General features: G+C 67.8%; 12 protein-coding genes. 1 reads left to right on the plus strand and 11 read right to left on the minus strand.

The window, feature by feature from the left end; genetic code table 11:
• From RWX87_RS05500 to RWX87_RS05540, 9 genes are all read right to left on the minus strand, one after another.
• On the minus strand, nucleotides 1-452 hold a 452-nt coding region (locus RWX87_RS05500), incomplete at its 3' end, for a type II 3-dehydroquinate dehydratase (protein WP_314688422.1).
• Nucleotides 453-700: 248 nt separating this feature from the next.
• On the minus strand, nucleotides 701-2,323 hold the full coding sequence (locus RWX87_RS05505; RefSeq protein ID WP_314688425.1) for a bifunctional shikimate kinase/3-dehydroquinate synthase: 1,623 nt from the start codon (nucleotides 2,321-2,323) through the stop codon (nucleotides 701-703).
• Nucleotides 2,324-2,415: 92 nt separating this feature from the next.
• Nucleotides 2,416-3,603: a chorismate synthase gene (gene aroC, locus RWX87_RS05510; protein ID WP_314688404.1), complete on the minus strand. Its 1,188-nt coding sequence runs from the start codon at nucleotides 3,601-3,603 to the stop codon at nucleotides 2,416-2,418.
• Nucleotides 3,604-3,873: 270 nt separating this feature from the next.
• Complete coding sequence (gene mltG, locus RWX87_RS05515; protein WP_314688406.1) at nucleotides 3,874-5,289, minus strand: endolytic transglycosylase MltG; 1,416 nt, start codon at nucleotides 5,287-5,289, stop codon at nucleotides 3,874-3,876.
• Nucleotides 5,279-5,743, minus strand: a complete 465-nt coding sequence (locus RWX87_RS05520; RefSeq protein WP_399552317.1) for a RuvX/YqgF family protein — start codon at nucleotides 5,741-5,743, stop codon at nucleotides 5,279-5,281. The genes mltG and RWX87_RS05520 overlap by 11 nt, the downstream gene beginning before the upstream one ends.
• A gap of 56 nt (nucleotides 5,744-5,799) precedes the next feature.
• Nucleotides 5,800-8,478: an alanine--tRNA ligase gene (alaS, locus tag RWX87_RS05525; RefSeq protein WP_314688408.1), complete on the minus strand. Its 2,679-nt coding sequence runs from the start codon at nucleotides 8,476-8,478 to the stop codon at nucleotides 5,800-5,802.
• Nucleotides 8,479-8,567: 89 nt separating this feature from the next.
• Nucleotides 8,568-8,801 carry a hypothetical protein gene (locus tag RWX87_RS05530; RefSeq protein ID WP_314688410.1) on the minus strand — a complete coding sequence of 78 codons (234 nt, stop codon included), beginning with the start codon at nucleotides 8,799-8,801 and terminating at the stop codon, nucleotides 8,568-8,570.
• A gap of 3 nt (nucleotides 8,802-8,804) precedes the next feature.
• Nucleotides 8,805-9,263 (minus strand): DUF948 domain-containing protein, encoded by a 459-nt coding sequence (locus RWX87_RS05535; RefSeq protein ID WP_314688413.1) that lies wholly within the window; start codon nucleotides 9,261-9,263, stop codon nucleotides 8,805-8,807.
• A gap of 107 nt (nucleotides 9,264-9,370) precedes the next feature.
• Nucleotides 9,371-10,045 (minus strand): histidine phosphatase family protein, encoded by a 675-nt coding sequence (locus RWX87_RS05540; protein ID WP_314688416.1) that lies wholly within the window; start codon nucleotides 10,043-10,045, stop codon nucleotides 9,371-9,373.
• A gap of 159 nt (nucleotides 10,046-10,204) precedes the next feature.
• Here RWX87_RS05540 and RWX87_RS05545 point away from each other — a divergent pair, with 159 nt between their 5' ends.
• Nucleotides 10,205-10,570 (plus strand): phage holin family protein, encoded by a 366-nt coding sequence (locus RWX87_RS05545; RefSeq protein WP_314688429.1) that lies wholly within the window; start codon nucleotides 10,205-10,207, stop codon nucleotides 10,568-10,570.
• A gap of 108 nt (nucleotides 10,571-10,678) precedes the next feature.
• Here RWX87_RS05545 and rpsD read toward each other — a convergent pair whose 3' ends face one another.
• Nucleotides 10,679-11,305: a 30S ribosomal protein S4 gene (gene rpsD, locus RWX87_RS05550; protein WP_314688418.1), complete on the minus strand. Its 627-nt coding sequence runs from the start codon at nucleotides 11,303-11,305 to the stop codon at nucleotides 10,679-10,681.
• A gap of 234 nt (nucleotides 11,306-11,539) precedes the next feature.
• The gene (locus tag RWX87_RS05555) at nucleotides 11,540-14,137 is read right to left on the minus strand and encodes a UvrD-helicase domain-containing protein (protein ID WP_314688420.1); all 2,598 of its coding nucleotides are present in this window, start codon (nucleotides 14,135-14,137) and stop codon (nucleotides 11,540-11,542) included.
• Nucleotides 14,138-14,180 lie beyond the last annotated feature (43 nt).

Here is a 14,180-nt window from a genome sequence, read left to right on the forward strand (position 1 = left end):
GCCACGGCCTCCAGAGCCAGCCGGTACCCGAGGAATCCGAGCCCCGTGATCGTACCCGTCGCGACCGGAGAGATGACGCTGCGCTTGCGGAACTCGTCGCGCGCAGCCGGATTGGAGATATGCACCTCCATCAGCGGAAGACCGGCGTCCCCCACCATATGGGCCGCGTCGGCGAGGGCGTAGCTGTAGTGCGTGAAGGCGGCCGGGTTCATCACCACCGGGGTGTGCTCGTCCACGGCCCGATGCATCCAACGGACCATCTCGGCCTCGTCGTCGGTCTGACGCACCTCCACGTCCAGACCCAGATCGCGGCCCCATACCGTGCAGATCGTGGCGAGCTCGGCCAGATCCTGATGGCCATACACATCGGGCTGACGGACGCCGAGACGTCCCAGATTGGGGCCGTTGACGACGATGACGCGCACGGGCTTCTTCCCGGCCACGTCCTTCATGGAATCGGATGACGCCATGGCCGGTATGGTCGTGCCTGAATCGTTCATGTCCTCCCCTATCCGTCCTATCCGTTGTGTCATGTGTGTCATGTGTGTCATGTCCGTTCCGTCCTGCTTCCCCGAAGCCACTCGTCATCCGCATCCCTTCACGGATTTCGAAGACCTCACGAATTCGTCTCCACCCGTTCGGATTGCGGGAACCGTTTTCCCCGGATGATTCCGAGAGTGGGTCCCGGGCTCCGTGACGGTCAGCCGCGGATTCTCTCGAAGGCCTCGTGGACCGCGTCCAGCGGCGGGTCGTCGAGGTGACGGGGATGGCCGATGGATTCGAGGATGACGAATCGCAGGGTGTTGCCTCGCGCCTTCTTGTCATGATGCATGAGCTCGAGCACCGTCGGCCAGTCGCCGCCGGACCAGGACACGGGAAGCCCCAGGGAGGACAGCAGCTCGCGATGGAGGGCGACGTCGGACTCGTCGAGGAGTCCGAGGACGTTCGACAGCTCGGCGGCGAAGACGCAGCCCACCGCCACCGCGTTGCCATGGCGCCACCGGAAATGCTCGATCTGCTCGATGGCGTGTCCCAGGGTGTGCCCGTAGTTGAGGAACTCGCGCAGTCCGGACTCCCGCAGGTCGGTGGCCACATGGTGCACCTTGACGCGAACGGTGCGTTCGATGAGCTCGGCGACGACGTCCTCGAGAGGGGTGCCCGCCAGGGAGGGGCCGTCGAAGTTCCTGAGACCGTCGGCGTGGTCTCGCAGCGTGCCAAGCATGCCGACGTCGCTGATGAGGCCGGATTTGGCGACCTCGCCAAGCCCTTCGACGAAGACGTCACGCGGCAGGGAGACCAGGGTCCTCAGGTCAGCGAGCACGGCCGTCGGGGTGAAGAAGGAGCCCACGAGGTTCTTGCCCTGCGGGATGTTGACGCCGGTCTTGCCGCCGGTCGAGGCGTCGACCATCGCCAGCAGGGACGTGGGGCAGTTGACGTAGCGGATGCCTCGCATCCAGGTGGCGGCCGCGAAGCCCGCCAGATCCGTCGCGGCCCCTCCCCCGAGTCCGACGATGGCGTCCGAGCGCGTGAATCCCTCATCCGCCAGACGGCTCCAGACCCCGTCGGCGACCTGGACCGTCTTGCCGGCCTCGGCGTCGGGGATGACGATCTCGGCGACCTCATAACCAGACCGACGCAGCAGGGCCCGGGCCCTGTCGGCATGGCGCTGCACCGGCGTGGAATGGACGAGGGCGACCCTCATCGTGGACGCGCCGAGGGATTCGGACAGCGATTCCATGGCATCGACGCCGATGCGCACGTCGTAGTCGCTCCCGCCATCGACGGGAACATGGACGACCTTCTGGGAGATCATCTCCACCAGCTTTCTGGCCGCCGCGGCGGGCGACGACCTCTGTGTTCTCACATGGACGGTGGCGAGGGCGTCGAAGACGGGGTCGCGTCGTTCATACAGGCTTCGCCATCGGCGTCGCGCGTCCCCGGCCAGCATGGGACGCCCGCCGGCCCTTACCGCACGCTCCATCGCCTCATGCGGGTCCGCCTGCAGGTACACAAGCGTTCCCCCGTCGCGGACATAGGTCCTCAGGGCGTCCTGGACGCTCGGGGTCATGGGCGCCCCTCCGCCGAGGGAGAGGATCCCGTCGCAGGAGGCGAGCATCCGCATGACGATCCTGGATTCGAGCCGGCGGAAGGAGGCCTCGCCGTGCCGATCGAAGTAGTCGGGAATCCTCTCCCCGGACTCATGCTCGATCCGCGCATCCGAATCATGGAAGTCGACGTCGAGCATCCTTGCGGTTTCGCGTCCGATGCGGGTCTTCCCGGCTCCGGGCATCCCGATGATCACCGCGCGGGGCCGTCCCGGCATCCCCGCCGGGACATGCGCCGGGCGTCGCGTCCTCGTCATCCCCGTCGACCGTCCTTCCGCATCGTCTCGTCCGTTCCGTCCACGGCGCCGGCTCAGCGCATATGCTCCGGCCAGGAGGCGAGGTACGTCCGTGCGTTGCGCGAGGTCTCGGCCAGGCTGTCCCCGCCGAACTTCGCGAGGACGAAACGCGCCAGGGTGAGTCGGACCATGGCCTCCGCCACCACGGCGGCGGCGGGAACGGCGGTCGTGTCGGAGCGCTGGTTGATGGCCCTGGCCTCCTCCCCCGTCGCCACGTCCACCGTCCTCAGCGCGCGAGGGATGGATGGGATCGGCTTCATGGCGGCGCGGACGCGGATGGGCTGTCCGTTGGACATCCCCCCCTCGATGCCGCCGGCCCTGTTGCTCAGCCTGGTGATGCGACCGTCGTCTCCCGGCACCATCTCGTCATGCGCCTGGGACCCGAACCTCTCGGCCTCGAGGAAACCGTCGCCGACCTCCACGCCCTTGATCGCCTGGATGCCCATGAGAGCGGCCGCCAGTGCGGCGTCGAGACGCCGGTCGGATTCGACGTAGGTGCCCAGCCCGGCCGGGACGCCATAGGCGATGACCTCAACGACGCCGCCGACGGTGTCCGCATCGGACTTCGCCTCATCGATCCTCGCCATCATCCGGCGTTCGGCGTCCTTGTCCAGGGTGCGGACGGGTGAGGCGTCGAGGGCGTCCGCATCGTCCGGCGTGGGAAGAGGGGCGTCGGAGCCGACGGATTCACCGCCCAGGGCGACGACATGGGCGACGGTGCGAATGGACAGGCACTGCTCGAGGAAATCCGCCGCGATGGCTCCCAGGGCGACACGGGAGGCGGTCTCACGGGCGCTGGAGCGTTCGAGAACGGGACGGGCGTCATCCAGGGCGTATTTGCGCATCCCCGTCAGGTCCGCATGCCCTGGTCTCGGCCGGGTCAGCGGGGCGTTGCGGCCGGTGGGCGCAAGCTCATGCCCAAGCGGGTCGACGCTCATCACCTCGGTCCATTTCGGCCATTCGGTGTTCCCGATCTCCAGGGCCACGGGGGATCCAAGGGTCAGTCCGTGGCGCACCCCGGTGAGCAGCCTTACGCGATCCTTCTCGAATCCCATCCGCGACCCGCGGCCGTATCCGAGACGACGACGCGCAAGGGCCCTCACCACATCGTCGGTTCTGACGGCCACGCCGCTCGGCAGCCCCTCGATCATGGCGACAAGCGCCTCGCCGTGCGATTCCCCAGCGGTCTGCCAGCGCAGCATCCGTTCAGCTCCTTCGTCGCTTCCCTGCCGGTTCCGGCAGGATCGTCTTCTCGTGACGGGTCCATGGGCGGGATGTCCATGGACCATCCCGTTCCGCATCATGGGTCGCCACTCTCGCGGTACGGGACCGGGCGATGCGGCCCACAGGGATCATCCCTGGAACTCGCCCGTCGACGGCGTCATCCCGCCGGATCGGCACCGAGCCCATCGTACCGCCTGGGGGAGGCGGGGGCGGTCCGTCGAACGTCGCCGCGGAACCCGATGCGGCGTCTAGTTGGCGTCGCTGTTCGAGTTCTTGTACTCCTCGCGGATCTTCCAGAACTCGTCCTCCGTGGTCGCGAACTTCGTCTCCCCCGTCGTGAGATTCGTCGTGACGAAGTACAGCCAGTCCCCCGAGGGCGGGCTCAGCGCGGCCTGAAGGGCCTCGTCGCCCGGATTGCTGATGGGGCCGGGCGGGAGGCCCGCGTGAACACGCGTGTTGTAGGCGTTGCCGGTGTCGGCGAGCATCGCGTCGGTGAGCTGGCTGGCCTTGATTCCCAGCCCATAGGCGACCGTGGTGTCCATTCCCAGGTTCATGCCCTTGTCGAGGCGATTGAGGATGACGCGCACCACTTTGCCGTAGTACTGGTCGGAGTTCACCTCCGATTCGGCGATGGAGGCCATGATGAGGATCTTCTCGCGCTGCGAACCCGTCGGCACCCCGAGGGAATCGAGCTTGGTGATGCGGGCCTTGACCATGGAGGAGAGGATGGCGGACGCGGACTTCGCCGACTTCACGTCATAGCTTCCCGGCTCCAGCCATCCCTCGAACTTCCCGTTGGCCTCGGAGGGAAGAATGCCGCTGCCGCCGGAATCGACGATCGACGTGAACTCCTTCTGCGCGATGCCGGACAGCTTCGCGGCCTCGGCGATGACCTCGGACACTCTCTCCCCCGACTTGACCTGAAGCACGCCCTGGGCCTTGCTCTGGTCGGACAGGATGGCGACCGCGTCGGAGGCGGACATATGCCTTTTCAGCTCGTAGGTGCCGGGGTAGAGGGTGCTGCCGTTGGCGGCCACGACGCTGGAGAACGCGTCGGCGGTCTTGACGACGGAGGCCTTCACCAGACGCTCGGCGACGGAGCTCACGCCTTCGCCGGTGGCCACGGTGAACTCGACGCTTCCTGTTCCGGGACCCGGATAGTCGAGACTTGTCGACGTCGAGGAGGCCATGCCGACCCTCCACTGGGACAGCGTCCGGTATCCGGCGTGGACGCCTATGACGAGCAGCGACAGGATGACCGCCGCAACGACGACGATGACGATGACGCGGCCGCGGCGGCGACGATGACGACGCTGGCGCATGCGCTCGGACCGACGAGACCCGATGGCCGGGGACGGGGTCCGGAGTTGCTCGCGATGCGCATCGTCGTGGATTGCCGGCGGCGTCGGAGGGACGGAGTCGTCAGCGGTCCATTCCGCATGGCTGTCGAAGAATTCGCCGAGGTCCACGGGGGCTTCGTCATCCGTCGCCTGCCCATCGGGAGCCGACGGCGTGGGGGCACTCTCATCCCCCGAAGCGACGGTGCCGCCGCCGACGGCAGGGAACCTCCCGGTGGGCGCATCCCCGGAGGACTCGCGGAAGCCGCCTCTCCACCCGGAGTCATCGGAACCGGTCGCGCCTCCCGGCGTGCTGCTATCCGACATGCAAGTCCCCTTTCCTTGGCGGATTCCCCGTCGTGGCGTCCAGCGCCGACTGAAGGATGATGACCGCTGACTCCTGGTCGACGAACGGGCGGTGACGGCGACCGTCGATGCTCGCCTGCCGCAGATGCCCGTGCGCCGTGACCGTGCTCAGTCTTTCATCCTGGAAGACGATGGCCGGAAAGCCGCCTCCCGCCGGTGACCATGTCGAGTCCGACGGCTCCGCCGAACCCTGCGGACTCATCTCCAGACGCCGTCCCAGGCTCCGCCCCCATCGGCGGGCCTTATGCGCGCTGGACCCCTCCTCACCGTTGAGAAGCAGAGGGAGACCGATGACCACACGGGAGACGTCGAAGCCCCTGATGACGTCGAGGACGGCGTCCAGGGCGCGGAAGGAGTCGCCAAAGGCCTCGATGTCACCGGCCGGATGGGCAAGCGTCAGCTCCGGATCGGACATCGCGAGACCGACCCGCGCGTCACCGAGGTCCACGCCGAGCCAGACCGACACCCGGGTCACCGCCTCCGGCCGATGGCGTCCGAAAGCCCCTGCAGCGCGGCATCCACCTTGGCGGGATCCGCTCCTCCCCCCTGGGCGAAGTCAGGACGTCCGCCGCCGCCTCCGCCCAGAACCCTGGACGCGTCCTTGACCAGGTCACCGGCGCGCAGTCCGGTGGCGCGCGCCGCCTCGTTCGTCGCGACGGCGACCATCGGCCGGTCCTCGTCGCTGACGCCGGCGAGGGCGACCACGACGGGTCTGTCCTCGCCGAGACGGCCGCGGATGTCAAGAACCGTGCGGCGCAGCGCGTCAAAGGCCCCGAAATGACCGACGTTGGCCGAGGCGAGGACTATACCGCCCGTCGAATCCCGGGCCTTGTCGACGATTCCCGGAACGGCCTCCGCGAGACGGCTCTCGTACATGGCGGACAGTCTTCTGTCAGATTCCTTGAGCTTGTCGAGGAGGGCGGCCACGCGCGACGCGAGCTCGTCGGGACGCGCGTTCAGCGAATCCGACAGCTGGGAGACGAGGGCGTGCTCACGGGCGCCGAACTCGTACGCGCCCTGCCCCACCACCGCGTCCACGCGCCGGACGCCGGAGCCGATGGAGGCTTCGGACATGATGCTGATGGCGCCGATCTTGCCGACGTGGTCGACGTGGGTCCCGCCGCACAGCTCGCGGCTCCACCCGTCCTCGCCGATGGAGACGACGCGGACGACGTCACCGTACTTCTCGCCGAACAGATGCATCGCGCCCAGGGTGATCGCGTCGTCGAACGTCATCTCCGTGGTGGTGACGGCGAGATTGTCGCGCAGCTTCTCGTTGACGCGCGCCTCCACGACGTCCATGGCCTGCCGGCCCGGCGCCTTGGACCACTGGAAGTCGAAGCGCAGACGGTTCGGGGCGTCCTCGGACCCGCGCTGGGTGGCCTGGGGGCCGAGCTCCTCGCGCAGGGCCTTGTGAACCATATGGGTGGCGGTATGGGACCGGGCTATGGCGCCGCGTCTGGCCTCGTCGATGGTCGCGTTGACCTGGGCGCCGAGAACCAGGGTGCCCTCGGTGAGCCTGCACCGATGGACGATGAGGTCCTTGATCGGCTTCTGCACGTCGTCGACCTCGAGCACAGCGCCCTCGTCGGAGATGATCTGACCCTGGTCGGCGAGCTGTCCGCCGGCCTCGGCGTAGAAGGGGGTGCGGTCGAGGATGACCTCGACGTTGGCCGGTCCGGTCACGGCCGGGACGGAGCCCCTGCCCTCCTGGATGATCCCGATCACCGACGACCGGCTGGAATGCCGGGTGTAGCCGAGGAAGTCGATGGGGGCCGCCAGGGTCTTGCGGAAGTCGTCGTAGACACTGAGGTCCACGTTGTGCCGCTTCTTCAGCGCATCCGCGCGCGCGCGGGACTTCTGCTGGCCCATAAGCTCGCGGAACCTGCGCTCGTCGACCTTCACGCCCTGCTCCGCCGCCATCTCGAGGGTCAGTTCGATGGGGAATCCGTACGTGTCGTGGAGGGTGAAGGCGTCCTCGCCGGAGACCTCGCCGCGTGAATCCCTCGCCTTCGAGACGGCCACGTCGAGGATCGTGGTGCCGTTCTCGAGGGTGTGGCGGAAGGCGTCCTCCTCGCCGCAGGCCGATTCGTACACCTCGTGGAAGGTGTTGGCGAGCTCGGGGTAGCTGGGGATCATCGCGTCCCGCGAGACGGGCAGCAGCTCCGGCATGACGGCGTCGCGCACGCCGAGCATGCGCATGGAGCGCACGGTGCGGCGCAGCAGGCGGCGCAGCACGTAGCCGCGGCCGACGTTGCTCGGACGGATGCCGTCGCTCATGATCATCAGCGCCGAGCGCACATGGTCGGCGACGACGCGGAAGCGGACGTCGGCGTCGGCGTCCTCCCCGTAGTGCCTGCCCGCAAGCCTCTCCGCCGCCGCGATGACGGGATACACCTCGTCCGTCTCGTAGATGTTCTGCTTGCCCTGCATGAGGTAGGCCAGACGTTCGAGGCCGGCTCCCGTGTCGATGTTCTTGTTCTCGAGCTCGCCGACGATGTGCAGGTCCGTCTTGGACTTCACGTTGTCGACCTCGTAGTTCTCGAAGACGAGGTCCCAGATCTCGATGAACCGGTTCTCGTCCGCCGCGGGGCCGCCGTCGCGGCCGTATTCCGGGCCGCGGTCCACGTAGATCTCCGAGCAGGGGCCGCCGGGGCCGGGGCCGCCCGTGGTCCAGAAGTTGTCCTCCATCCCGAACACCTGCATATGCGCCGGGTCGAAGCCCTCGTTGCGCCACAGGGAGCGGGCCTCCTCGTCGTCCGTGAAGGTCGTCACCCACAGCAGTTCGGGGTCGAAGCCGTATCCGCCCTTGTCCTGCGGGGCGGTGAGCAGCTCCCAGGCGAAATGGATGGCCTCCTGCTTGAAGTAGTCGCCGAAGGAGAAGTTGCCGAGCATCTGGAAGAAGGTGCCGTGGCGCGTGGTCTTGCCGACCTCGTCGATGTCGAGGGTGCGTACGCATTTCTGGTTCGAGGCCATGCGCTTCGACGGAGGCGTCTGTTCGCCGAGCAGATACGGGATGAACGGCACCATGCCGGCGATGGTGAACAGCGTGGTGGGATTCGGGGAGATCAGAGAGGCCGAGGGCACGACCATATGCCCCTGGCTTTCGAAGTACGTGAGGAAGCGTCTGGCGATTTCCGAGGTGCGCATGCGCGGATTGACTCCTTGTTCCTATCGGATTGCTGATACGTGCTGACGCCCGGGCATGGCCGTCACGGGCGGCCCCGGGACCTGGAGGACTAGATCGATCCCCCGTAGCGCCTGTTGAGCTCGGCCTCGCGCGCAAGGCGAGCGGCGTTGAACTCCTCGACGAGACCCACGACGGTGCGAATGACCGTGTTGTCGGATTCCCTGCCGTCGAGCACCCGCCGCACGGTCTGCGGGGTGTTGGCCTTCACGTAGGCCCGTGCCTTCGAGACGACGATGACGCCGGCGACCATGCCGACGAGAAGCCAGAACGCTCGCCTGCCCATCACTCACTCCCCCTTGCGAGTCGACGACGCGGATGCGACTGATCCGGTTCCCCTGCCCTCGGCGGAGGCGTCAGGCGATTCCGCGTTCCGGGACGAGCCATCGCCTCGGCGTCCTGAGAGGAAGGAGCGCAGCGTCTGCCGCACCGCGTAGAGGGCGGATGCCGCCTTGATGATCGGCTTGCCGAGGAAGGACCCGTACAGGTCGGCCAGCGCCCCCACGGAATTCGCCGTGGACGAGGCCGCCGCCGAGATCCTGTTGACGTCCTCGAGCGAACGGTTGATCTGCCTGACGGTGGTCACGCCCTCGTCAAGCGCCGGGATGGCATGGTCGCCGGATTCGCGCACGGTTTCCGCGATCTGGTCGAAAAGCCTGCCGAGCCGGATGAGCGGATAGATGAGGAAGCCGGCGAGGATGGCGAAAGCGATGGCGGCGATCAGACCGGCGATGTCTCCAACATCCATATGCACCCCTGTTCTTCTGTCGGAGCGGCGCTGCACCGCTCCGCTTTCCCGGACCCGACTCACTCTAGACTCCCGCCGCGACGCCCTCCACACGTCCCCTCGCGCGTTCAGGCGTCGTACGAGACCACCCTCACCGCCCGGTCAAGGGGAAGCCCCGTGTCGAAGTCCATGTCCGTGACGCTGCCGTTGGCCGGACGATGCGTGAGGTCATGCCCCTGGGGCGCGAAGCGGTTCATCAGGCTGAGCAGGGTGTTGCCGTGCGATATCTGCAGGACGTGGTCGCCGTCCTGCAGCCCGGGGGCGGCTGCGATAAGCGCGAATCCTCCCTCGATGCGCGTCCAGTACTCCGCGTCGGACTCCGCGTCGTGGAAGGGGTCGGCGTCCTTGAGGAAGTCGCGCGTGGCGCCGAGGCCGTGCTCAGCGACGATCTGCGCGTAGGTGGGTGCGCCATGCGGCGCCCCCGCGGCCCACCATGCCATGGACATGTCCTGGCCTTCGAAGTAGCCGTAGAACTGCTCGCGGAAATGCATGTCCGCCACCAGAGGGGGACGTCGATGCCCCGCCGCCTCGTTGCGGTCGAGGATCATCGTCGCGGTCTGCATGGCCCGCGTGGTGTCCGAGCAGAAGGCGGCGGCAAGATCGACCCCTGACAGCCTCTCCGCCGCGCGTCGGGCGTCCTCCAGCCCCTTCTCGGTGAGCGGGGAGTTCGACCAACCCTGCAGCCGGTTGTAGCGGTTGAAGTAGGTCTGGCCATGGCGGACGAGATGAAGATGGAGGAGCATGCGGCCCATTATCGCACCGTGCGCGACGGCCGCGGCCTCGCCGCGGCCGACCCCTACGCCGCGTTCCGACCTCGAACTCTCGCACGGGAGGGACGGAGCGGCTCCGAAGCGGACGGCTTTGAAGCAGGCAGGACCGGTGGTGCTGGCATAATCGGGGGCATGTCCTCCTTCCTCACCCGCTGGGTCGTCCTGACCATCGCCGCCGGCGTCATGGTCGCCCTGCTCCCAGGCATGCGTCCCATCGGAAGCCCGGCGGTGCTGGGTGTGGCGGCCTTCGCCTTCTTCCTCGCCCTCATCAACGCCTCGATCAAGCCGGTGGTGCACGTTCTGGCCCTGCCGTTCTCGATTCTCAGCTTCGGGCTTGTCGCCCTCATCATCAACTGGCTGTTCATGGAGCTGGCGTCCTGGCTGGCCCTCACCCTGTTCGGAGTGGGGGTCTGGATCGACGGGTTCTGGTGGTCGGTGATCGGATCACTCATCATGGCGGTGGTGTCGGGCATCGTCGGCGCCGTCATCGGCGACTGACGTCCCCTCCCCTGACATCCGGGCGCCGGAAGACTCCCTGCTCCGAATACGAATACGACCGCGCCCCCGGGCCTGACGGCTCCGGGGGCGCGGAAGGAATCCGATGGGTCAGCGAGCGTAGAACTCGACGACGTACTGGATGTTGACCTGCACGGGAATCTCCTCCGGTTCGGGCTTGCGCAGCAGCGTGGCCTTCAGGGAGGTGAGCGTGACGTCCAGGTAGCCGGGGACCGCCGGCAGGACGTCGCGGTGCACGCCCTCGGCCGCGATCTGGAACGGCACGAGGATCTGGCTCTTCGCCTTGACCTGGATGGTCTGGCCGGGCTTGACCCTGTAGGACGGACGGTCGACGATGACGCCGTCGACGAGGATGTGGCGGTGCACGACGTACTGACGGGCCTGTGCGGTGGTGCGGGCGAACCCGGCGCGCAGCACGAGGGCGTCGAGACGCGTCTCGAGGTCGACGAGCATGGCGGTGCCGGTCTGGCCGGCGGTGTGGGTGCCCTTCTCATAGACGGCGCGAAGCTGCTTCTCGGAGAGGCCGTACTGGGCGCGCAGACGCTGCTTCTCGCGCAGACGGACGGCGTAGTCGGACTCGGTGCGACGACGGGTGCGGCCGTGCTCGCCCGGGGCGTAGGGACGCTTCTCGAAGATGCGCTGGGCCTTGGGGGTCAGCGCGATTCCCAGTGCGCGCGACAGGCGGACCTGACGGCGTGACCGTTGAACGTTGGTCATGTTCTTCCTTTGCTTCTGTCGTTATCTGAACGTGACGCGGATTCCTGAGGATCCCCGCCGAGCCAGCCTCTCCAGTGCTTCCCGTGCCATGCACGAACGGCCACAGGGCCGCCGACCCACTGACGGGCCAAGGCTCCAGACAGCGTCCGCCACTGCGGCGGACACGATTTCACAGACTATCACCGCGTGGCGACCTGCGGAAACGCACGCTGGGAGGCAGCCGGAGCTCGACCATCAGAGCTTCTCGATGGGGGCGACGCGCAGCATCAGCCTTTTGGTCCCGCCTGAACCGAAGTCGACGGTGATGACGGAGTTGCGGCCCTTGTCCTGGACGCCGACGACCGTGCCCAGCCCGTATCTGTCATGGGTGACGCGGTCGCCGGCGGAGAAGTCGGCGATGTCGAGGTGGTTGTCGGAATCCGCCGTGGAGGCGTGGGACGTCGCCGACGCGCGCCGCACGGAAACCGTCGAGGACGGCCGCCCGTGGCCGTAGGTCGACGGGGAATCCGACGAGGAACGCGACCGGGAGGAATACGAGCCATAGGAGCCCGATCCGACGCGGCGGCCGGAGGACGAGCCCCATCCCGCCGAATGGCCGGAACCCGACCCGTAGGACGAGCCGCGGGAGCCCTGGGAGCCATGCGACCCGTAGGAGGACCCGTACGACGCTTCCCCCTCGTCATCCCAGCCTCCGCCCGCGCCGAACTCGTCATCGCCGCGAAGCGCGCCCGTGGAGGTCTCGCGGCGCTTCCACTCGACGAGCTCGTCGGGAATCTCATCGAGGAACTGGCTGGGCAGCATCTCGGCGCTTCGGCCCCACTGCGACCTCACGCCGGCGCGCGTGACGTAGAGACGACGCCGGGCCCGAGTGATCCCGACATAGGCGAGGCGGCGCTCCTCGGCGAGCTCATCCTCGTCATCCAGCGAGCGCGAGTGGGGGAAGGTCCCCTGCTCCATGCCGCTGAGGAAGACGACCGGGTATTCGAGCCCCTTGGCGGTGTGCAGCGTCATCAGCGTGACCTTGCCGCTGTCGTCCCCTTCATCGGGAAGCTGGTCGGCATCCGCCACGAGAGCCGTGGTCTCGAGGAACCCGGCGAGCGTGGCGTCGGGGGTGTTCTGCTCGTATTCGGCCGCCACGGACTGCAGCTGGGAAAGGTTGTCCACGCGCGAGGCGTCCTGAGGGTCCTCCGAGCGTCTCAGCTCGTCGAGCAGACCCGTGGAGGACAGCGTCTCCTCGATGATCCGCGACGGATGCGCGTCGTTCTCGCGGGCGACGTCGGCGAGATGGTCGAGCAGCGCCCGGAAGTCGGTGAGCAGACGCGCGGTCCTCGTGGGCATCCCCTCGATGTCCTCGAGATGGAGGATGCCGTCCCAGAAGCTCATGCCATGCTCGCCCGCCCATCCCAGGACGAGGGCCTCGGCGCGGGCCCCGAGGCCGCGCTTGGGAACGTTGAGGATGCGGCGCATGTTGACGTCGTCGACGGGGTTGGCGACGGCCTGCAGGTACGCCAGCGCGTCCTTCACCTCCCGCCGCTCGTAGAAGCGTGTGCCTCCGATGAGCTGGTAGGGGATTCCGGCGTTGATGAGTCCCTCCTCCAGGGGACGGGACTGGGCGTTGGCCCGGTACATGATGGCGACGTCGGAGTAGGACACCTCGTCCTCGCCGCGCAGACGGGCGATCTCGCGGGCGATCCACGAGGCCTCCTGACGCTCGTCGTCCGCCGCGTAGCCGACGATCGGCTTCCCCTTGCCGGCCGCCGTCCACAGCTTCTTGGGACGCCGTCCCGGGTTCCGGGCGATCACCGCGTTGGCCGCGTCGAGGATGGTCTGCGTGGAGCGGTAGTTCTGCTCGAGCATGATGACCCGGGCGTGCGGGAAGTCCTTGTCGAAGTCCTGGATGTTGCTGATGTCGGCGCCGCGGAAGGCGTATATCGACTGGTCGGAGTCGCCGACGACGGTCACCCATGCCGGACCGCGCGCGGCGCCCCGGGACGCCGGATCCGGGGAGGCCGCGCCTGTTCCCTCCGCAGGGGCCGAGTCGACCCCCGCCAGTTCGCGGATGAGCTCGTACTGGGCGTGGTTGGTGTCCTGGTACTCGTCGACGAGGATGTAGCGGAACTTCCGGCGATAGCGTTCGGCGACCTCGGCATCCGCGCGCAGCAGCTCGATCGTGCGGGAGATGAGGTCGTCGAAGTCGACGGCGTTCGCCAGCGACAGCCGGTGCTGGTACTCGGCATGGACGACGGCCACCAGCGCGTCCATGTCGTCGGGACGTCCGAGATGATAGCCGCGCTGTCCGGGACGGTAGTCGGGCGCATGCTCCGCCAGGTCGCGTCGCCAGTCCCTCAGCGCGTTCTTGGAGTCGGATATCCGCGCCAGCACGCTGCGCGGCGTGAAGCGCTTGACGTCGACGTTGAGGTCGGTGCAGATGTTCTTGACGAGGCGCTCGCTGTCCGCCGAGTCGTAGATGGAGAACCCGGAGGACAGTCCGATGGATCTGCCGTCGCGCCGCAAAATCCTCACGCAGGCCGAATGGAAGGTCGACACCCACATGCGCTGGGCGGCGGGACCGACGAGTCTGCCCAGCCTCTCGCGCATCTCCCCGGCGGCCTTGTTCGTGAAGGTGATGGCGAGGATCTGTCCTGGCCAGACCCCGATCTCGCTGAGCAGCCAGGCAATGCGGCGCGTCAGCACCCGCGTCTTGCCTGAGCCCGCGCCCGCTCCGATGAGCAGGGCCGGTCCGCGGTACCGCACGGCCTCGGCCTGCTGCGGGTTGAGACCGGCGACGAGCTCCTCCTCGCTGCGGCTGATGACATCGGAATCCTGCGACACGCGCGACCTTCCTTTCCGTTCCTCACGGCTGCTTCGGCCCACC

This window comes from uncultured Bifidobacterium sp. (genome assembly GCF_963540075.1).
Lineage (GTDB): Bacteria > Actinomycetota > Actinomycetes > Actinomycetales > Bifidobacteriaceae > Bifidobacterium.